Origin of the sequence: Bacillus sp. FSL M8-0077 (genome assembly GCF_038050255.1) — a bacterium.
Lineage (GTDB): Bacteria > Bacillota > Bacilli > Bacillales > Bacillaceae > Bacillus > Bacillus altitudinis.
The window spans coordinates 265,394-285,799 of record NZ_JBBPAF010000001.1; the positions used below are offsets into that span (position 1 = coordinate 265,394).

Annotated in this window: 19 protein-coding genes and 1 pseudogene; 12 read left to right on the forward strand and 8 right to left on the reverse strand. The window is 41.6% G+C overall.

All coding sequences use genetic code 11. The features are described from left to right. The first annotated feature begins 16 nt into the window (after positions 1 to 16). Positions 17 to 499, forward strand: a complete 483-nt coding sequence (locus NST57_RS01465) for a hypothetical protein (RefSeq protein ID WP_341297880.1) — start codon at positions 17 to 19, stop codon at positions 497 to 499. Positions 500 to 844: 345 nt separating this feature from the next. Here NST57_RS01465 and NST57_RS01470 read toward each other — a convergent pair whose 3' ends face one another. From NST57_RS01470 to mmuM, 3 genes are all read right to left on the reverse strand, one after another. Continuing rightward, a complete protein-coding gene (locus tag NST57_RS01470) occupies positions 845 to 1,465 on the reverse strand; it encodes a hypothetical protein (protein ID WP_142153757.1) in 621 nt (206 codons plus the stop codon). Positions 1,466 to 1,777: 312 nt separating this feature from the next. Next, a complete protein-coding gene (gene mmuP / locus NST57_RS01475; protein ID WP_341297881.1) occupies positions 1,778 to 3,181 on the reverse strand; it encodes an S-methylmethionine permease in 1,404 nt (467 codons plus the stop codon). A 46-nt stretch (positions 3,182 to 3,227) separates the two neighbouring features. After that, entirely contained in the window at positions 3,228 to 4,166 is a 939-nt protein-coding gene (mmuM, locus tag NST57_RS01480) for a homocysteine S-methyltransferase (protein ID WP_341297882.1), read from the reverse strand. A gap of 336 nt (positions 4,167 to 4,502) precedes the next feature. On the opposite strand from mmuM, the gene NST57_RS01485 reads away from it, so the two are divergent. After that, the gene (locus NST57_RS01485; RefSeq protein ID WP_235675428.1) at positions 4,503 to 5,333 is read left to right on the forward strand and encodes a YitT family protein; all 831 of its coding nucleotides are present in this window, start codon (positions 4,503 to 4,505) and stop codon (positions 5,331 to 5,333) included. 478 nt (positions 5,334 to 5,811) lie between these two features. After that, positions 5,812 to 7,101, forward strand: a complete 1,290-nt coding sequence (locus tag NST57_RS01490) for a hypothetical protein (protein WP_341297883.1) — start codon at positions 5,812 to 5,814, stop codon at positions 7,099 to 7,101. A 66-nt stretch (positions 7,102 to 7,167) separates the two neighbouring features. Here NST57_RS01490 and NST57_RS20330 read toward each other — a convergent pair. Continuing rightward, a pseudogene (locus NST57_RS20330) lies at positions 7,168 to 7,239 on the reverse strand (hypothetical protein); the annotation flags it as partial. A gap of 695 nt (positions 7,240 to 7,934) precedes the next feature. Beyond that, positions 7,935 to 9,085, reverse strand: a protein-coding gene (locus NST57_RS01495) for an IS3 family transposase (protein WP_142152928.1) whose coding sequence is annotated in 2 segments (ribosomal slippage) — positions 7,935 to 8,812 and positions 8,812 to 9,085 — 1,152 coding nt in all. Because the reading frame shifts where the segments join, the coding sequence is not laid out codon by codon here. Positions 9,086 to 9,372: 287 nt separating this feature from the next. Here NST57_RS01495 and NST57_RS01500 point away from each other — a divergent pair. The 4 genes from NST57_RS01500 (at position 9,373) to NST57_RS01515 (ending at position 11,917) form a co-directional block, all read left to right on the forward strand. Next, positions 9,373 to 9,690, forward strand: coding sequence for a PadR family transcriptional regulator (locus NST57_RS01500; protein WP_003217253.1), 318 nt, complete (start codon positions 9,373 to 9,375; stop codon positions 9,688 to 9,690). Beyond that, positions 9,683 to 10,270 carry a DUF1700 domain-containing protein gene (locus tag NST57_RS01505; protein ID WP_341297884.1) on the forward strand — a complete coding sequence of 196 codons (588 nt, stop codon included), beginning with the start codon at positions 9,683 to 9,685 and terminating at the stop codon, positions 10,268 to 10,270. The genes NST57_RS01500 and NST57_RS01505 overlap by 8 nt, the downstream gene beginning before the upstream one ends. Next, complete coding sequence (locus NST57_RS01510; RefSeq protein ID WP_162835678.1) at positions 10,267 to 10,437, forward strand: hypothetical protein; 171 nt, start codon at positions 10,267 to 10,269, stop codon at positions 10,435 to 10,437. Before NST57_RS01505 ends, NST57_RS01510 begins: the two co-directional genes overlap by 4 nt. A gap of 127 nt (positions 10,438 to 10,564) precedes the next feature. Beyond that, positions 10,565 to 11,917 (forward strand): IS1182 family transposase, encoded by a 1,353-nt coding sequence (locus tag NST57_RS01515; protein WP_341297885.1) that lies wholly within the window; start codon positions 10,565 to 10,567, stop codon positions 11,915 to 11,917. A 307-nt stretch (positions 11,918 to 12,224) separates the two neighbouring features. On the opposite strand, the gene NST57_RS01520 is transcribed toward NST57_RS01515, so the two are convergent. Then, positions 12,225 to 13,442, reverse strand: a complete 1,218-nt coding sequence (locus NST57_RS01520; protein WP_341297886.1) for a multidrug effflux MFS transporter — start codon at positions 13,440 to 13,442, stop codon at positions 12,225 to 12,227. Between the two features lie 211 nt (positions 13,443 to 13,653). On the opposite strand from NST57_RS01520, the gene NST57_RS01525 reads away from it, so the two are divergent. Beyond that, complete coding sequence (locus NST57_RS01525) at positions 13,654 to 14,190, forward strand: GNAT family N-acetyltransferase (RefSeq protein ID WP_008342165.1); 537 nt, start codon at positions 13,654 to 13,656, stop codon at positions 14,188 to 14,190. Between the two features lie 59 nt (positions 14,191 to 14,249). On the opposite strand, the gene NST57_RS01530 is transcribed toward NST57_RS01525, so the two are convergent. After that, positions 14,250 to 14,456 carry a hypothetical protein gene (locus tag NST57_RS01530; RefSeq protein ID WP_008342164.1) on the reverse strand — a complete coding sequence of 69 codons (207 nt, stop codon included), beginning with the start codon at positions 14,454 to 14,456 and terminating at the stop codon, positions 14,250 to 14,252. A gap of 110 nt (positions 14,457 to 14,566) precedes the next feature. Here NST57_RS01530 and NST57_RS01535 point away from each other — a divergent pair, with 110 nt between their 5' ends. Further along, on the forward strand, positions 14,567 to 15,103 hold the full coding sequence (locus NST57_RS01535; protein ID WP_017366538.1) for a DUF402 domain-containing protein: 537 nt from the start codon (positions 14,567 to 14,569) through the stop codon (positions 15,101 to 15,103). 224 nt (positions 15,104 to 15,327) lie between these two features. Here the strand turns inward: NST57_RS01535 and NST57_RS01540 are convergent, their stop codons facing one another. Next, positions 15,328 to 16,941 carry a S8 family peptidase gene (locus NST57_RS01540; RefSeq protein WP_341297887.1) on the reverse strand — a complete coding sequence of 538 codons (1,614 nt, stop codon included), beginning with the start codon at positions 16,939 to 16,941 and terminating at the stop codon, positions 15,328 to 15,330. A gap of 188 nt (positions 16,942 to 17,129) precedes the next feature. Here NST57_RS01540 and NST57_RS01545 point away from each other — a divergent pair, with 188 nt between their 5' ends. The 3 genes from NST57_RS01545 to NST57_RS01555 all read left to right on the forward strand — a co-directional run bounded on the left by NST57_RS01545 (position 17,130) and on the right by NST57_RS01555 (position 20,326). Next, positions 17,130 to 18,614, forward strand: coding sequence for an amidase (locus NST57_RS01545; protein WP_341297888.1), 1,485 nt, complete (start codon positions 17,130 to 17,132; stop codon positions 18,612 to 18,614). A 45-nt stretch (positions 18,615 to 18,659) separates the two neighbouring features. Continuing rightward, positions 18,660 to 19,223 (forward strand): LmrA/YxaF family transcription factor, encoded by a 564-nt coding sequence (locus NST57_RS01550; RefSeq protein ID WP_142153780.1) that lies wholly within the window; start codon positions 18,660 to 18,662, stop codon positions 19,221 to 19,223. 80 nt (positions 19,224 to 19,303) lie between these two features. Continuing rightward, positions 19,304 to 20,326, forward strand: a complete 1,023-nt coding sequence (locus NST57_RS01555; protein WP_341297889.1) for a quercetin 2,3-dioxygenase — start codon at positions 19,304 to 19,306, stop codon at positions 20,324 to 20,326. The last annotated feature ends 80 nt before the right edge of the window (positions 20,327 to 20,406 follow it).

Below are 20,406 nucleotides of genomic sequence, written 5' to 3' on the forward strand. Positions count from 1 at the left end.
AAAGGAGGATTTATCGATGAAAAAAATCATGTTTGCTTTCTTTCTATCATTGCTTCTCGTTTTCCCAAGCTTTGCACATGCAGAGGAAACAGGAGCAGTACCAGCGTCCGTACAAGTAACAGGCGTCACAGCAGCAGACGGTGGTATGGTCAATTACGGTTCTGGCAGTAAATATCGTGTAGGTTCATATTATCCAGCTACTTTTAAAGGAACATTAAAGGATGCAAGTGGTCAACTCATGGCGAATCAGCCAATCCAGCTTTATTTTGAGGCAGCAATCAAATCATTGGCTCAAACAGCGACAGGCACAACAGATGAGAATGGACAATTTTCACTGACGATTCAAGTTCCTTCAGGTGCAGGCTACCGTACATACAATAATGCAGGCTGGTCTACACATTACTACGATATCGTTCCAGTGACTTTCACTTCAAACGACATCACGCTATCTTCAAATGTGACAAGTGTGTACCATTTGGCATATACATCACGTTACTAATCTGCTAGAAGAGGCGACTTGGCGCAAGCCTGTCGTTTTCATAGAAAAAAAGGATGTCAGCTAGTGACATCCTTTTCTTTTTGTTAGCAAACCTGCTGGGCGGCAACCGAAAGAGTCGATAAACAAACACTCATGAGCCGTTTCTCCCAGATTCGATCGAGCATTGAGCTTTTCATCTTGAGCTTTGATGGATAAGAACTTTGAATACTTGAGCTTTCAGCTTTGAACGTTCAGCTTTGAGCTTTTATCATGGATCATCCTAAGATGATCATCAGATGAGGAGGGAATGACCTTTCCCTCGGAGGTGTTTAGTCCTATCGATTTTCGGCTCACTAACAAAATCGACTAGTCGATCTGTATTTTTGTCAAGGTATTGCTTTCTGACAAGGAGAAATCCACTTCCATTTGGAAATCTTCAATCTCTTTCGAAAGCTGTTCAATCTTCACTCGGAGACGAAGAGGGTCAATGATCGCCGCCTCATTTTCAGCTAGGAATGACTTGACGATCTCTTGGTTGGCAGCGGCTTGTGTTTTCCCGTCTTTCCCAAATAGTGTTTCTAAATGCTGATCCAGTCTCTTTTTCACATCTTCATTGATTTGTTCTGACCGGTCAACCAGCTCTGTGTAGACCTTTTTTAATTTTCGTAAATAACGAATATCGTAATCTATGGATGTCTTGCGTTCAATGGCTTCTGCTACGTTCATGCTAACACCCGCCACCTCAATCGCTGTCGTAGCATTCGACACAACGATGGCTGATTTAATGGCATTTCGGCGTTTGATTAATGCTTGAATTGATTGGTCATCTGCTTTTGCCTTTTTTTCTACTTCTTCTTGATCTTGAAATCCGTTCTGTATATGTTTCCCGATGATCAAACCACCGAGTACGGCTTCATCAATCGTTCGGTTGATTCTTTTATCTAACATTTTCAGTTCACTTAATGCTCTTGTAATGGTCATTTCCATATTAACGACAGCTCCCTTGATTCGTCCTGAAAATCATAGATTCCTATCATATACCAAAATGTCTTTGTTTTGCTAGTGATATCCTTTTTTGGAACAAACAAAAAACCTGGTGCTATACACCAGGTTCCAGCGTGTAGACAAACCCTCGCATTCTTTGTCAGTCCTGCGCGCTGGTACTCACGAATGACAAATTCGCTCCGTGCCAGTGCTCGTCCTTCCTAGACTGCAAAGGTTTTCTATCACGCTGAAAAGAAGACAAAGGGCTAAAATAAAGTTCATTTTAGCCCTTTGTCAACAATCTGAAACCTGGTGCTATACACCAGGTTCTTCTCGTTTTTTCTGAATCCATGTTGTCATATAATAGGCAGCATAGCAGAGTGCGATAAAAGGGATACCGCATATAAGAGCAATACGCTGATTTGGATCAAAAGCAATGCCGATCACAGATGCAAGGCATAGGAGGAAGGCAGCAATCGGAACCACCGGATAGAGCGGGGTTCGGAAAGATAAATCATGAAGCTGTCCGCCATCCTGTAAGAATTTTTTGCGAAACATGAACTGTGAAGCTGCAATTCCCATCCATACAACAACAACGGCGAGTCCAGAGATTGAAACAAGAACCAGATACACCGTTTCAGGTGCGATGACACTCGATAGCAAAGAGAGAATGCCCCCAATCATACTCAAAATGAGTGCATTCAAAGGAATTCCCTTTGACGTCAATTTTGCCAGCTTTTTAGGCAATGTTCGTTCTTCAGAAAGGGACCATAGCATGCGAGATGATGCGTATAGCCCTGAGTTTGCAGCAGATAAAATCGCTGTCAGAATGACAAAATTCATGAAATCTGCCGCATAAGGAATACCGATGCGGTCAAATACCACAACGAAAGGACTTTTGATCACCCCGGCTTCTTCTACTGGAATTAAGCCGGCTAAGACCACGATCGTTCCGACGAAAAACAGGACAAGGCGCAGCACAGTCGTGCGAATCGCCCGAGGAATGGTCTCATCTGGATTGACGCTTTCACCCGCAGCAATCCCAATCAGCTCAGTACCCGAAAAAGCAAAATTAACAGCCAGCATGGTCATTAATATCGGTAAAAAGCCGTTTGGGAAGAGACCCCCATCTCCAGTGAAGTTAGAGAAGAACGGAGCGGCCTCACCGCCTTTTAGTGGAATCAATCCAAACATCGCGGCTCCGCCAAGGATAATAAAGAGAATAATAGCCATGACTTTAATGCTAGAAAACCAAAATTCCGATTCTGCAAAAAACTTAACTGTAAAAGCATTGAGTAAAAAGATGAGAATGGCAAAGACACCGCTCCACATCCAAACCGATGTGTCCGGGAACCAGCGCTGCATTAAAAGACCTGCCGCTGTAAATTCTGAACCAAGTGCCACGGTCCATGTCAGCCAATAAAGCCAAGCCACTGTATAGCCAGTGCCGGGTCCAATGTATTTTGTTGCATACGTGTGAAAAGCGCCTGTAACCGGCATTGCGACAGACAGTTCGCCTAAACAGAGCATCACGAGGTACACAATTAATGCCCCAACCAGATAAGCCAAAATCGTTCCAGCAGGTCCGGCCTGATTGATTGTATATCCTGAGCTTAAAAAGAGTCCTGTGCCAATCACGCCGCCTAAAGAAAGCATGAACAGGTGACGGCTTGTCATTTTTCGTTGATATTGTTGTGACTGATCTTTTGCTTGTTCCATGTCTTCCCGCCCTTTTGCTTAAAAGTATGTGTGTTGAGTCATGATGCTACGATGTTGCCTGTTTTAAGATATCAGTAATATCTTCTGGTGTCGTCCGGCAGCAGCCGCCGATGATTTGTGCGCCGTCTTTATACCATTGCTGCGCACATTCACCAAAGGTATGGTGAGACGTATCGCCGCTCCAAACCTTTTCTTCAGGATCATATAATTCCCCTGAGTTCGGATACACGACAATCGGTTTGCTCGTCCCTTTTTTCATCTCCTGAATAAGAGAAGACATATATTGCGGCGGTGTACAGTTTACGCCAACAGCAGCGATCTGCTCATATGGCTCGAGCGCTTGTACACAGTCTCTCAGCAGATCCCCTTCACTAATGTGCTTGCCATCCTTTGCGCTAAACGTGATCCACGCATACACACCGCTGAATTCGTCCTCCAGCAGTTTAGCGATGGCGATTGCTTCAATGAGACAAGGGATGGTTTCACAAGCAAGAATATCTGCACCAGCCTCTACTAAAGCTTGAATTCTTGGTCTGTGAAAATCAATGAGTGCCTGTTCTGTGAGTCCGTAATTTCCCTTATATTCTGAACCATCAGACAAATAAGCGCCGAAGGGCCCCACAGATCCAGCGACAAATGGTTTTGCCCGCTCTTTACGTTGTGTCTCATCCTGCCAAAACTGCTCGCACGCTTCTTTTGCTAAAGTGACAGATCGTTTCATTAATTCGATGGCTTCTTCTTTTGTATAGCCTTTTTCAGCAAAGCCATCAATTGTCGTTTGGTAGCTGGCTGTTGTTGCACAGTCAGCACCTGCTTGGAAGTAGTCCAAGTGTACTTGCTGAATCAATTCTGGCTGTTCAATGAGGATTTTGGCTGACCATAAACTGTCGTTTAAATCACAGCCCTTTCGTTCAAGCTCCGTTGCAAGTGCACCATCTAAAATCAATGGTGTGTGAGCCTGTAAACGGCTTTGAATAGGATTCATATAAATCAAACAGCCTCCTTTGTCGATCGGAAATAATGGATATGATATGAGGCAGTAGTTTAAATGACTAAAGTGTTTTTGTCAAGGAGAGGAATAAGCATCACATGACGGAAAAACCCTGAAAACATGCGGGTTTGAGTGCATAAACATACAGTTGAAATAATAGAAAACCAAGTCATTGACAGCCTCTAAAAAGAGATATATATTATGGAAAGGTTCATTTCAGAAAGCTTCATCAAAAGGCGTCGTCTTTTGATTTTTATTTTGTCCAACGACTGTCTTCTTTCGTGCAGAAAGAGGGTTTTTTATATGCTTAGAAAAGGAGGAAAGAAGAAATTGAAAAAATGTGTAAAAGATATTGCAATGATTCTAGTTGGTTCTTTTTTATTTGCTGCAGCTGTGAACATGTTTGTCATTCCACTTGAGTTTGGTGAAGGCGGCGTAACGGGGCTGTCCATCATTTTCTACTATATGTTTGAGATTGCGCCGTGGCTGACAAACCTTGTGTTGAATGCGATTTTATTACTTGTGGGGTATAAATACTTGGACAAGAAGACCACAATCTACACAGTGATAGCTGTCGCAAGTAATTCTCTATTTTTACATTTGACCACTACATGGGTGGTAAATGTTCATGAATTGATCATTGGTTCTATTTTCGCAGGGATCATCATTGGTATTGGCATTGGTCTTGTTTTAAGAGCGGGCGGTACAACAGCGGGATCTGCCATACTTGGCCGAATTGCGAATAAGTATCTAGACTGGAACGTGAGCTACGCCATCTTGTTCTTTGATCTGATCGTTGTTTTTGCTTCTTACTTTATTATTGGTGCGGAAAAATTAATGTTCACCATTGTGATGCTGTATGTGGCGACTAAGGTAATGGACTTCGTCATAGAAGGGCTTAACACGAAAAAAGCAGTGACGATTATTTCTTCATGCAAAGATGATATTGCCGAAGAAATCAATCACACCTTGGATCGAGGCGTGACCATTTTAAACGGCCGCGGTCATTATTCAAAGGAATCGAAGGAAATTCTCTATGCAGTCATTCAAAAACAGGAGCTGATGCGTTTAAAGAAAATCATTAAGAAAATTGATCGAGACGCATTCGTTGTTGTCCATGACGTGCGGGATGTGTTTGGAGAAGGATTTGTGAATATATAAAAACGAAAAGACCCTAAAAGGGTCTCAGGCTGTCGAGAAAATCTCGACAGTTTTTTTGTGGTTTTAATTACACCGTATATTGAATAAATCCTAAATGAAAAACACCATATATCGTTTCTCGGACAGTTCAAAAGGCAAAAATGAGGGTTTTGTGGACATCTTGTCTTAAAAACCCTCACTTTCTCTTCACGCTGAGATGATTTGAAATCATCTCCTTTTTTAATTTATACAAATAGGAGTTTTATTTTGTAAACACATGGTGATTTACTCATTTAAATATCTCCGCAGCGAACTATATTTTCTATTAATAAGAATTGCATCTGCTTACCTTCCTGTGTCACTAGCACCATTGATAAATCGATTAAGTTCTTTCTAATATTTGTTGTTCAAAGTTGTTTTAATCCAGAATAATTAAGAGTATTTTTGTAAATCCTATTTTCATTCTCAGTTTTTTTAAAAAAATAAAGGATGATCAAAATTGACTCATGAAAATGCGCATCAAATTAATCAAGATCCTTACTACAAACTGCCTGATGTCCCTGAGTTTTTTGAAAAAGTAAATAAGATCGGCCAACCGGTTGTACTAAGGCATAGATATTTTGATTTGCATAATCATATTCAAGGTATAGCCAGTAAAGGTGATAAGCTTTATATTTCAGAAAACGTTACACCTAGTATAGGTGTTTTTAGTATCAATGAAGAAAAATTTATTAAAAGTATCCACCTAGATACTAAACTAACTCATTATGGTGGCATACAATTGTATGCGGATACTTTGGCTATTGGTGTGGAAACGGCTGGGGATCCAAATCCTCGCTCTGAAATTAGATTTATTGATACTGGCTCTCAAACTGAAGTCAAAGAAATGGCCATATATAGAGAAGGGCGTAAAGCTGGTGCTGTCGGTATGACATCTTACAATAAAAACGGTGTAGAGCACTTTATACTTGCAGCTTACGATAACGGCACTATAGATTTTTATGACGGTCCAACATCTCAAAACCCTCTGAGGAAATTTCAAGAAATCCCCAACACTAAACACACATTAAATAATAAAGGGTATGCTAGCATAGCTCTAGCTGTTGATAAACAACAAAATATATTTTTGGCAGGTTTCTGGACTGATCATTTTGAAATTACAAGTGAAAGGGAGGATTTTATTGATTTATATCAAATCAATCCTGCTAAAAATTTTGAGCCTATTATGTTTAAAGAGAAGATTCATTTTGTAGCAACAATTAGTTATGGAGGGCTCGCTAATTTTTTAGGTACACATTTTCGGTATGCTGGCGGAATGGAAATAAATGAAAGATATTTTCGAATCTTAGCATGCAGTCGAGGTACTGATATATCATTTATCGTTGTAAATCTTTTTGAATACAGGGTAAATGATTTTTCTTCTAAATCTTGCGGTAAGATAGTAGGTGAAGCTACTTCATTGGAAAAACTGCAACCTGGAGGACAGGTATCTATAAACAATTCAGTAGATTTGAGTCGATGTATTGTAGGACATAACAAAGCAAGGGTCTTTTCAATAGCCTTGGAACGAATAGATAGTCCTTATTTAGGTTTCAAATTTCAAATAAAAGTTATAGCAGAAGGTCCATCTGGTATTATTTCCAAACCTATATATTTATTTTTTACTGATGACACTAATGACACCTATTCCTTATCCATTTCAGATAGTTCTATAAAGGAACATACAGTAAAGTACAATAGTATTAAACCTGAAATTAATACTATAGAATGGAGGTATTATTTTAATTAATTCAAGTCAATCATCTTGTCATTTGAACTGAGCTTTAATGGACAGCTTTATTAAATACGCTGTAGCTTATTCTGCAATGAGATGACTTCGGTATTGTGACGGAGTCATCTTTTTTAGGTTCCACTGCTTACGTGAGTCGTTGCAATTACATTATTTATCAATTTGGTTGAACTTACTTGATAAAAATTTGCTACAAAAGTAATACTCGCATTGTTTATACCAGACAATTACAACACAGTTTCGATCCTTCTATGTAATAACTCCTCTAAGCGATAATATAAATCCTCAACTAGCATCATATTCCAAGAAAATTCATATTGAAAAACATGATTTGGTTGATGTTCTAGTGGATTAAAAACCATGTTTTCATTAGTCACGTAGTCATTCAACGGTGCTGAAATATTTAATATCATAACCTCAATTAATTTCAATTCTCTTTCTAAAAATCATGATTTGTTAATGTAATTGTTACATCTGTTGCTGCGGCTTTAATAGTAACCTCCATCTTTCTTTTCTTTGATAGTTGTAATGCCTCGCTAAATAATATACATACTAACAAATTAAATATTTGTAAAATTTTTAGGTGTTTTTTGAAATGAAGTCGATGTTTATAAAAAAGAGATGTTTTGAGTAAAGGAGTTTTTTGTTGTAAAAGGACTTACTTAGTTAAATAGTTAATTGTAAACTGAATTTTTAGAATGATAAAAATAATATATTAGAGTTTGTGAAAAAATGTACTTAAACTAATGGGAGCTTTAACACAATAATCAAAATGAAAAAAGTCGGTCCTAAAGGGACTGACCCCCGTTTTTGAGACAGGGATCAAAACACCTTTATACAGCCAATTGCCGATAGTTTATCGGTGATTGGTTGTTTAGTTTCGTTTGAATACGAATGTTGTTATAATAATAAATGTATTCTTTGACAGTGCGTTCTACGATGTTGGTCGTAGTGCGGTCAATCCTGTTAAGATAGAACGTTTCAGACTTTAGTGAGGAATGAAACGATTCGATGGAGGCATTATCAGCGGGCGTCCCTTTACGGGACATGCTCATGGTAATGCCTTTTATATGAACAGCTTTCTGATACTCGTAAGATGTATACACAGAACCTTGATCGCTATGTAACACGCAATTCTCAGGCAGTGCTGGGAGCTGATTAAGTGTGTTTAAGATAAAGTCTGTGTCCTGCTTATCACCAATCGTAAAAGCAATCACTTCTCCATTATATAAATCCAATATACTGGAAAGGTACAATTGTTTCTGTCCATAAGGCAAATACGTGATGTCCGTTACTAGTTTTTCAAGAGGGCGATCAGACTGAAAGTTCCGATCCAGTATATTACCGGCTACGGCATAAGGCTGCCCATTCTTCTTACGCTTTTTCATTTTAACCCGGCATTGCCACTGGTTTTTCTGCATGATACGTTGAACAGTTTTATGGTTAATACGCATTCTCCTTTTTAGTATGGCTGTGATTTTTCGATAACCATATCGATATTTGTGCTTTCGGCACAACGTGCCGATTTGTTTCTCTAGTTGTCTTTTAGAATGATTCTGAGTCAGATCCTTTTTCCATCTATAGTACGAAGTGCGTGAGATGCCTAAATGGACACAGATGTCCTGTACTGTCATCGTTTTGCACAATTCTTCTACCAGTTTGATTGACGTTTCCTTATCAACTTCCTTTCCAATTCGTTGTACTTTTTTAAAACTTCATTCTGTTGACTCAAATAGCGATTTTCTGCCTGCAGTCTCTCTAATTCGGAAGAGTACTCGGGACCCTTTCCATAGGTATATTGTTTTCCAACAGGCTGTTCGAACCGGTGTGTATCCCCAGCCTTATGCCACCTCACCCATGTCTGAACCTGCGTCTTATTCTTGATATTCAATTTCTGCATGATCTCTTTCATAGGTACGCCTGCCAATCTCATTTCCACAGCCTTCTGTTTGACTTCAACCGGATAACTCACTCTTGTCCCCATAGAAAAAACACCTCCATGTTTTATTTCGGTTCACAACGATCCGTTTTCAAACTTGAAGGTGTTTTTTATTTGTCTCATATTATGGGGTCAGTTCCTAAAGGATTGACTTTTTTATATTCCTGATAGCGATTAAAGCGAGTTCAAAATAACGCTTAATAACAGTGCAAATTATCTAGCAAAGTTGCACTACATTCCTAAAGACCCCAAAAGGGTCTTTTTTTCTATTTCATACCTCTTGTCACATCATACTATGTATTGTATAGTATAAATGGTTAGGAGTTGTAATCATGAATGCACAATTAAAAAAAGGTTTACTTGAATTCTGTGTACTGGCAGTTTTAAAGAAAGGCGATTCCTATGGTTATCAAATGATTAAAGATATGTCCCATTGTATTGAGATTTCAGAATCGACATTATATCCGATATTAAAGCGGTTAGAACAAAACAATTATGTGGAGACCTATTCACAGGAACATAACAGTCGATTAAGAAAATACTACCGGATGACAAAGAGCGGCCGTGAGCATATGGCGCAGTTTTTAGCGGAATGGGATCAAGTGATGGCGATTTACGACTTTATTTCTGGAGGACAGGGCAATGAATAAAAAAGAATTTTTAGCTAGCTTAGAGAAGCACCTGCATCGTCTAGGCAAAAAAGAAAGTGATCGGTTTATCGAATTTTACGATGAAATGATCGAGGATTATCAGGAAGATGGCTACAGTGAACAGGAGGCAGTTCATCAAGTGGGTCATCCTGCCATCATTGCTGAAGGGATTTTAAAGGAACAAGGAATCAAAACCATTCAGGTGCCGACGTTTGGAGAAAAAGCCACAAGGCTCTCCATCCTCATTTTAGGCTTTCCGTTATGGGGCAGCATTCTAGCAACAGTCTTCCTGCTGATTCTTTCTGTGTATATGGTGATTTGGTGCGTTCCACTCGTGACAGGTACAATGACGCTAGTTGGTTTGCTCGGTGGTTTTTGGAGCATCATTGGTTCTCCATTTATTTTTCAGGACGGTTTGCATGTGGTGGTGACGCAGATCGGAGTTGGTATTCTTTTATTAGGTGTCGGATTATTAAGCGGCATAGCCACGGCGTATTTAACAAAGCTATTTGTGCAAGTGACTGTTCAAACCACTAAGGCATTCATGGGAATGTTTAAAAAGAAGGTCGTGAGAGTATGAACGTGAATGATTTAAAAAAGCAATGCATCAAATGGGGGATCATCTTCACCGTTGCCGGAGGAATTGTCATGGCAATTGGTTTTGGACTTTCAGGCTTTGACCTAGATGCATATCAAAACAATGACCAGAACAATGTGTTCCGCACGATCAATTGGAGCAAGCCATAAATGAAAGACCCGCTTATGCGGGTCTCCAGGCTGTCGAGAAAACCTCGACAGCTTTATTTTTCCCTTAAATTTTCCACCATCCCATTTTATAATAGAGAAAAGCATACTAAAGGAAGGTGTTTTTCTCATGTTCCACACTAGAAATTCTTCTCAGCACGAAGCCGAATTTGTATTGCTAGATCAACTGGTCGAAGAGGATCACCTGCTTCGTAAAATTGATCAATACATTGATTTTTCATTTATCATAGACAAAGTAAAACCATATTATAGTGAGAATAAAGGTCGTCCCTCACTTGATCCACTTATTCTGTTTAAAATGATGTTTATTGGATACCTGTATGGTATCCGTTCTGAAAGGCAACTTGAAAAAGAAATCTACTATAACATGGCGTATAGATGGTTCTTAGGATTAAACATCAATGACCCCGTTCCCCATCACTCGACCATTAGCTGGAATCGTCGTACTCGATTTAAAGATACAACCATTTTTCAAGATATTTTCGATGAAATTGTTCTTCAAGCCATCAATCACGATATGGTTGGAGGGCGCGTTCTTTTTACTGACTCCACTCATCTTAAAGCCAATGCCAATAAACATAAATATACGAGAAAAACGATTGAACAAGATACCCAGAACTATATAAATGAATTAGAAGAAGCGATCCAAGAAGATCGGGTGGCACACGGAAAAAAGCCCTTAAAGGTAAAAGAGGAGGTGAAAACGGAAAAAGACATTCGTCAAAGTACGACTGATCCTGAAAGTGGATATCTTTATCGTGAAAACAAACCGGAAGGCTTTTTCTACCTAGACCACCGTACAACGGATATGAAGTACAATATCATCACAGATGCCCATGTCACGCCTGGTAATGTCCATGATTCCGTTCCGTATCTTGAACGATTGGATCACCAAATCGCACGATTTGGTTTCCAAGTAGACGCAGTTGCCCTTGATTCTGGTTATTTGACCACCCCAATCTGTAAAGGTTTATCTGATCGCCATATTTTTGGTGTCATCGCACATAGACGTTTTCATCCAACAAGAGGATTATTCGAGAAGTGGAAATTCCAGTATGATTCTGAACACGATCAATACATATGCCCGAATGGTGAAAAGCTTTTATATACCACCACTGATCGAAAAGGTTATAGGTTCTACAAATCAGATCCTAAAAAATGTACATCGTGTCCTTTCCTTGAAAACTGCACAAGATCTAAAAATCATCAAAAGCTCATCTCAAGACATGTGTGGGAGGAACATAAAGAAAAGATCAGGCAAAATCGTCTGTCTGCCGCTGGAAAAGAGCTATATAAAAAAAGAAAAGAAAAAATAGAGCGAAGCTTTGCAGATTCAAAACAACTGCATGGGCTTCGCTACTGCCGGTTAAGGGGAAAACAAAATGTAAGTGAGCAAGTGCTTCTAACAGCTGCCTGTCAGAACATGAAGAAGATTGCCACACACCTAGCAAAGCTAGGCTAGGTGTGTGGGAGGCCTTTTTCATGTTTTTCCTTCAATCTCATCTATCATAATGATGGTGAAAATAAAAAAGATTGTAGAAAAACATGAGTTTCTCTACAATCTGAAGACCCGCTTATGCGGGTCTCAGCGTGTAGACAAACCCTCGCATTCGGTGTCAGTCCTGCGTGCCGGTGCTCACGAATGTCAAATTCGCTCCGCGCCGGTACTCGTCCTTCCTAGAATTCAAAGGTTTTCTATCACGCTGAAAAGAAGACAAAGGGCTAAAATCAAGTTCATTTTAGCCTTTTGTCAACAATCTGCGACCCGTTTATGCGGGTCTTTTTTTCGCTCGAACCACAAAGAAGAAATAACAGCACAGTGCGCCAAGGTCACAGAGCATAATAATCAGCCCCATTGGAAAGGCAGTCTGGCTACCAGCTAAGCCGACAAGGGGTGTCATGCAAGCGCCTAGCAGCATTTGCGCCACACCAATGAGGGCAGCTGCACTACCTGCATGCGCTCCGTGATGCTGCATCGCAAGAGACGGCGCAGAGGTGCCGACAATCCCAATACTTGAGACCACAAAAAAGAGCGGAATGAGAATGCCATATAATCCTGCATCAATAGAGATCATCAAACATAAGGTGACACCTCCTAAAGCGGCTGTCATCAGCCCAATGCGGAGGACTTTCTCCTCACCAATTTTCGCAGCAACGCGGGCAAATACTTGTCCGGCTGTGATGATGCCAAGGCTATTCACCGCAAAGGCAGCGCTGAAGCCCTGCGGAGAAAGGTTGAAAATCTCCTGCAGCACAAACGGTGATCCAGAGATATACGCAAACATGGCGGCGAAGACAAGCCCTTGTGAGAGAGCATATCCGACAAAGAGTCGATCGCTCGCTAGAATTTTCATCGCACCTAGGATCTGCTTGAAGCCTCCAGTCTGTCTACATTCCACAGGTAAGCTTTCTTTCAATGAAAACATCGATCTTAGGAGCATGAGCGCCCCGAGGATTCCTAGCAGAACAAACACACCCTGCCACGTCGTGAACCGTAACATTTGTCCGCCCACGATCGGAGCCGCTGCCGGAGCCACTCCGTTGACTAACATGAGCAAAGCAAAGAATTTCGTCATTTCTGAGCCTTCATAATGATCTCGCACGATGGCTCGTGCAATGACAATGCCTGCTGAACCAGCAAGTCCTTGAATCAGCCTTAAAAGAATGAATGTCCAAATTGATGTGACCACTGTACATAAAAGAGAGGCCGCAATAAAAATGATCAATCCAATCATGAGCGGCTTTCTTCTGCCGACTGTATCACTGATTGGACCTGCAATCAGCTGTCCAAGCGCAAGTCCAATCAAACAAGCCATGAGACTTAACTGAGACAGCGCCGTGCTTGCTTCAAAGTCACGGGCGATATTAGGTAAAGCAGGTAAATACATATCCATTGCCAGCGGTGCAAGGGCTGTTAAAGAGCCAAGAAGCGCGGCAAGGAGGAATCGATTTTTTTTCGATTCTTGGGGATAAGATAAAGAATTCATATGATGCCACTCCTCGTATACGTCCTCAAATCAGCATAATGAATCAAGCTTTCCATTTCAATCAAAATTTTCAAAGAAGTTTTCGTGCAAAATCATTGATCTTTCGAAGGAGACTCTTTACATTGAATGAGTAGAGAAAAGAATCAGATCATCGGCATGCAGTGATTGCATGATACGTATATCCATTCATAGACAAACAGGAGGTGCTGGCATGGAGCAGCAAGAGTTGATCATTCGTCAAGCGGTGAGCGAAGATCATGAGGCGATCACACATGTGCTGATCAAATCATACGCACAGTATGAGCCTCAATTTACAGAGGAAGGCTGGCAAAATTATTCTGCAGCGCTGCGAGCGGCTGTAGATAACCCAAACATGGAGTTGATGCTCGTGGCCGAGCTTGAGGGCAAGGTCGTGGGAACCCTTCAAATGTTCCGATCATCAGAACAGGCATATGACAAGCCGGAGATGGGCATTACTTCAGCGATTGTCCGGTTTTTAGGGGTAGATCCTGATGTGAGAGGAAAAGGCATTGCAGAGTCATTGTTGCGTAAAAGTATAGAACTAACGCAATCGTGGGGCGAGAACGTCCTGTACCTTCATACGTCGGATAAAATGCAGGCCGCCATTCGTTTATATGAAAGAATGGGCTTTGAACGGGCACTTGATAAAGAATTTGTGAATCAAAATGGGACGCATGTGAAGAGCTATCAGTATGTGATCAAAAAAGAACAGCCGGCTGGCTCATAATATACACCGAATAAGAAGAGGAAGAGTATGTCCTGCATGGACGGGACTCTTCCTTTTTCTCATGACACCCATACGTTCAGTGCCATATATGAAAAGCACCAAGAGATTAACCCGAACATGACAAAGAATTTCAACACATGTTCATAAGGGGTTAGCTTTCGATCTCTTTTCGTTTTCACAAGCCGCCAGTAAAGGGCATAGCCACAAAAAACCAAGATGATTTGTCCGAGTTCTGCTACGGTTTCGATGATTGTGATTCCGTTCATTTGTTTTCAACCATATGTCTTCCATAGGCAGCAGCAGTGAACCTTTATTTCTTCAAAAGAAAGCAGTGTATACTAGAATAAGAAGTAGATGCAGAAGGGGTTGTGACCGATTGTTTCCGCTATATGCAAATTCTTGGGATGACGTAATCGAGAGAAAAATCAAATACGATGATCAGGTTGTGGAACATACGTGTCAGCTGTTAGACGCACAGGAGCAGCAAGTCGTGTTGTTTCATAAAATTCAAGAACCATTTACAATGGTTGCTGGTGATGGCACTGTCACGATTCCAAAAGGGAGTTATACGACCGCCTATTATTGGACGGACCGGCCTTACAATGTCTATTTTTGGCGAGATGATCAAGGCAATGAACTTGGCTCTTATTTAAATATCGTCAGACATACGCGATTTGAAGAACGGGCGGTTGTTTTTAAAGATTTATTGATTGATCTTCTCGTTCTTCCGAATGGTGATTTCTTTGTTTTGGATGAAGATGAACTGCCGGAGAGTTTAGCTTCCTTTGAACACGGCTCTGTTCAACGAGCACTACATGATGTCATCCATTCGTTAGCGCACATTCTCGATCAAGTGAGGCTGGATGCGAAAGGGAAATATCCTCACACCTTGTTTCAGAAGATGTTGAAATAGAAAAAACGATTCCTTTCAGCGTGTAGACAAACCCTCGCATTCTTTGTCAGTCCAGCGTGCTGGTGCTCACGAATGTCAAATTCGCTCCGCGCCAGTACTCGTCCTTCCTAGACTTCAAAGGTTTTCTATCACGCTGAAAAGAAGACAAAGGGCTAAAATCAAGTTCATTTTAGCCCTTTGTCAACAATCTGAAACGATTCCTTTCAGCGAGGAATCGTTTTTTATCAAACCTTGATCCGGTTTAGTCGTTTTTGTAAAGCAGTTTTTGTTTTAGATGCTTTTAGTTGTTTGACCGCACTTTGAGCGGTTGCTTTTGTTTTCTTTGTTCGTTTGGCTTCGGCTTTTTTGACTTTTTGTTTGGCATCTGTCACTTTCTTTTGATAGGCGACTTGTTTTTTGACTTTGTCGAGCCGGTTTTGCAGGCTTGTTTTTTCTTTGCCTTTGGATAGCTTTTTAATAGCCGTTTGGGCACTTTTAATCGAGCCTTGGGTTTTACTTTTTTCAGCTGATTTGACCTTCGCTCGTGCGTCACGAATATCAATGGCTGTTTGGACTTTTTTGACTCGGTCAGTGAGTGCGGTTTTTTGCTTGCTGGCAGTGAGTCTGCCAATTTTCGTTTTGGCTTGATCAACATCTGTCTGTTTTTTAGATGTTTCGGCTGTCTTGACTGCGCTTGTCGCAGCCTTTAAAAAGGTTGACTGCGGCACATATTGCACGCGGCCATAGCCGAATTGTGGATCTTTTCCTTTTGCGCCAAGATCCACTGTATAGCTGCGCAATAAAGTGCGGAGCTGAACATTTGTTTTCTTAGGATGCAGCTGTTTTAACAGCGCAAGCATCCCTGTGACATGCGGTGCCGCTTGTGATGTACCCGTTGCATACCAATATTCATTTTTCAAATAGGTACTGATGACGTTCTCGCCGGGAGCGGAAAATTCAATTCCTTTCCCCGTATTAGAGATGGAGGCGAGTTTGTCTTTGTCAGTCGTTGCGGAAACAGCAATGACGCTATTGTATGCGGCAGGATAACTAATACCATTCTTCTTTCCATCATTTCCACTTGCAGCAACGACCAGCAGTCCTTTTTTGTATGCCTCATCAACTGCTGAACGTAAGATCGGAATGTTATCTTCAAAACCTAGACTTAGGTTAATGATGTCCATCTTATTGCTAATCGCCCAATCAATGCCTCGGAGCAGACTGTATAGGTCGCCTTCTCCCTTTTTATCTAATACTTTTACAGCATACAGCTTCACGCCAGAAGCGACGCCGACCGTACCGTAATCATTATTGAGCGCCCCAATCGTACCGGCGACGTGTGTTCCATGTCCTTCATCGTCTTTGTAAGAAGACGTGTAATCGACGAATGATTTACCACCGGCTACCTTTAAATCTTCATGTGGGAAAATACCAGTATCGAGAACGGCTACTTTCACATTTTTCCCTGTCACGCCTTCTTTGATTGCTTGCTTTACATTGAGCTTCTGCAAGTTATAAGATTTTTGTACCAAAGCATCCTGACCAGTAGTAGCAGCCGTTTTTTTTACGGTAGCAGCAGCGAGTTTGACCCTAACGTTTTTTGAAACATAAGCGATGTTTGGGTCTTTTTTAAGTGAGGTGACAGCTTGCTCATCTGCTGTCACTGCTACAGCTGGAAGATGTATGTATTGAGCGTTCACTTTTTCACTTTCTTGAATAGCCGTTTGTTTTCCTTTTTGATTTTTATAGACGATGATGACATCTGTTTCTTTTGGTGGTGCAGCTGCCTGCGAATGGAAGGGCAAAGCAGTTGTCAAAGCAAGAAGAAACGCGATGACCACGACGATTTTCTTTTTCAAGGCAATGGCTCCTTGCATATGAGGTGACCTCCGTCTTTTTTTCTTTATTATATCGGAGAAATAAGATAGATGGTTAGAAGAATCATAGTCTAGAAAGAAAGTTTTTTTCACACGTATCCCGAAATTGAATTTCATAGAATTCTAGTAGACAATAGAGAGATCATAATATGAGAAAGAAGGACATGCCGATGAATGTAAAAGAGTATATGACGTATGATGCGACGGGACTGGCGTCACTTGTGCAGAAAAAGCAGGTCACGCCCGAAGAGCTTGTACAAGCTGCATTTACTAGATTGGAAGAAGTGAATCCAGTACTAAATGCGGTGATTCATACTAGACGAGATCAAGTGTTCAAAGACATGAAGTCACTGGATGCGGATCAGCCGTTTGCTGGTGTTCCGTTTGTGTTGAAAAATATATCGCAGGGGCTGGAGCATGAACCTTTGACGGCGGGTGCTTTGCTGTTAAAGGATGTAAAGGCGCAAACAGATTCCCACTTTGTCCGTCGATTGAAGCAGGCTGGGCTCCTCATGATCGGTCATACGAACACACCTGAATTCGGATTGAGAAATGTGACAGAACCCTCTTTATATGGTCCGACGAGAAACCCTTGGAATGCTGACTATTCTCCGGGCGGTTCAAGCGGCGGGACGGCAGCAGCTGTGGCAAGCGGCATCGTACCAGCGGGTGGAGCGAGTGATGGCGGAGGGTCTATTCGGATTCCGGCATCCTTTACTGGTTTATTTGGACTCAAGCCAACAAGGGGGAGAACACCGGTAGGCCCGGGTGCAGGAAGGCAGTGGCAAGGAGCTTCCATTGACTTTACGCTCACAAAAACAGTTCGAGACAGTGCAGCCCTGCTTGATTTGCTTCAAGTCATTCAGCCAGAGGCTGCGTTCCAAACGCCATTATATGACGGCAGCTATCAGGAGGATTTGGTGAAACGAACCTCTTCGATGCGAATTGCTTACAGTGTAGACTCTCCAGTAGGCACGAAGGTGAGTGAGGAAGCAAAGCAGGCAGTCTTGAACACTGTGAAATGGCTGAGTGAACAAGGGCATCAAATAGAGGAAGCGAAGCCGGACATTGATGGTGTCCATCTGATGCAGCAATATTACGTCATGAATAGCGGTGAAATGTCTGCCTTATTTACCTCTCTGGCTCGTTCATTCGGGCGTCCGGTGAAGCCGGAGGAGACAGATATTGTGGCATGGGTACTGGCGGAAGCAGGAAAAAACGTGACGGCAGCTGCTTATACAGAAAGTCTTGATGCATGGGATATGGCCGCTGCAAAAATGGCCGCATTTCATCAAACCTACGATCTATATGTGACCCCAGCTACTGCCTATTCGGCTCCAAAGGTTGGCGAGCTGATGCATAACGATCAAGAAATGTCTGCATTGTTACGTGTGTCATCCCTTTCAATGCAAGCACAGCAGGATCTAATTTATGAAATGTTCCTCAAGAGTTTGACCTACACACCATTTACACAGCTGGCTAACCTAACCGGCCAGCCCTCTATGAGTGTGCCAGTTCATCTCACAGAAGCAGGCATGCCTTTAGGCGTACAGGTGACAGCACCGAAAGGAAAAGAGGACTGGCTGCTCAGACTGGCGTCAGAAATAGAATCATCCTCATTATGGAAAGGAACGCATCCATTACTGAATCAATAATACAATGGCATCGACGTTGGTCTATGGAGGAAAGGAGTGTCACACGTGAGTACGAAGGACAAAATCATTCAAACGGCCGCACTTCTTTTACGTAAACAGGGGTATCATGCGACAGGGTTGAATCAAATCATTAGAGAGAGCGGCACGCCGAAAGGATCTCTTTATTATTACTTTCCAAATGGAAAAGAAGAGCTAGCCATAGCAGCCGTTGAATATATTAGTCAAGAGGTCATCGATCAAATTGAAGCAAGCTTTGCCTATTCTGATGACCCATATGCCGCCGTCGATCATTTTATGACAAATATGATTCGGGGGTTTATGGAACAAGAAAGTGAAAGAGGGATACCGATTGTCTTACTGGCGGCTGAATCAAAACCTGAACATACAAAACTTCATGCTGCATGCCAACAAGAAATGATCCGCTGGCAAGAGCTTGTCAAAGAAAAGCTGATGAACAGCGGGTATGATGAAGAAAAAGCGGATGAGCGGGCATCTCTCCTTCATTCAATGGTCATTGGCGGATTATCGATGACCACTGCATTAAAGCAAACGACTCCTTTAGAGCACGTAAAATGTTACCTTAGACACTTATTTATGCGAGAAGAGTAAAATCTCTCGCATATTGCCTATCTATTATATCAATTGGTCTATATAATAAAGATAGTCAATTAGTCATGAGGAGTGATGGGATGTCGGAGCAACCACAATCGATCAAGCAATCCGAAGGTACCTCTTTTTACACCGTGTCCGGTTCTGGGGAGCTGTATGGTCTGGAGAATCAGCTTGTACATGTGCTGGCAGAAGCAAATCAAACAAATCAACTGTTTGAGCTTGTCTTAATCACAGGAGGGAAAGGTGCTTACTTTCCGTTGCATTGTCATGCGACGCTATTTGAAACCATCTTTGTGCTGGAAGGGAAGCTGGAAGTGATACTGGACGGTAAAAAGTATATGGTGACGGCCTGCGATTATATTCATGTTCCGCCCAAAACCATTCATGGCTATAGAATGCATAGTCATAAAACACGGTTTATTTCTTATACACTTGGCGGGCAAATGACAGGTGTCTATCAGCAAATCGGAAAGAGGCTGTTGCAGAATGAATGGTCGATGACTGATCACCCATTTGATGCAGACAGCTTTCATCAGGCTGAAAAAGAAAGCGATCTCATGCTGATGCACGGCATTAGAGAGCTATCCAATACAACCAAGCCAGCTGTTTTGTTTCATAGTCAGCTCCCGTGCGCAGTGCAGCCATATGTGCTGGAGGCTGGTGAAGGAAAGCAATACATGGTCGAAGGTCAGCTTCATGAACTGATTGCGACAACGGAAACAACAGGAGACGGATTCAGTTATTTTGTGATTGAAGGGACAAAGGGAAAAGGCTTTCGTCCGCATTATCATGAAGTGCATACAGAAGCACTTTATTGTGTTGAAGGCAGAATGAATCTTCAGTTAAACGGAGAAAATATTTGCTTGATGCCGGGGGATTTTGCCTATATTCCTCCGAATACCGTTCACTCGTATGAATTAGTGTCTCATTCAAATAAATTTTTGGTTTTGCAGCTGCCTGGCTATATTGAGCAAGTGTTTGAACAATTTGAAGAAGCACAAAGTCCAGGTATGTGCCCTTATTTTATACAGGAAGGGAACATGATGGAGGGTGGGGAGACCTCCGCTCAGTATGATTTGGTGTTTGTCGAAGATAAATAGCTGTGTAACGCGTTACACATATTGGAATAAACAGCCTGTCGAATCAATCGGCGGGTTATTTTATTTCCCTTATGGAACAG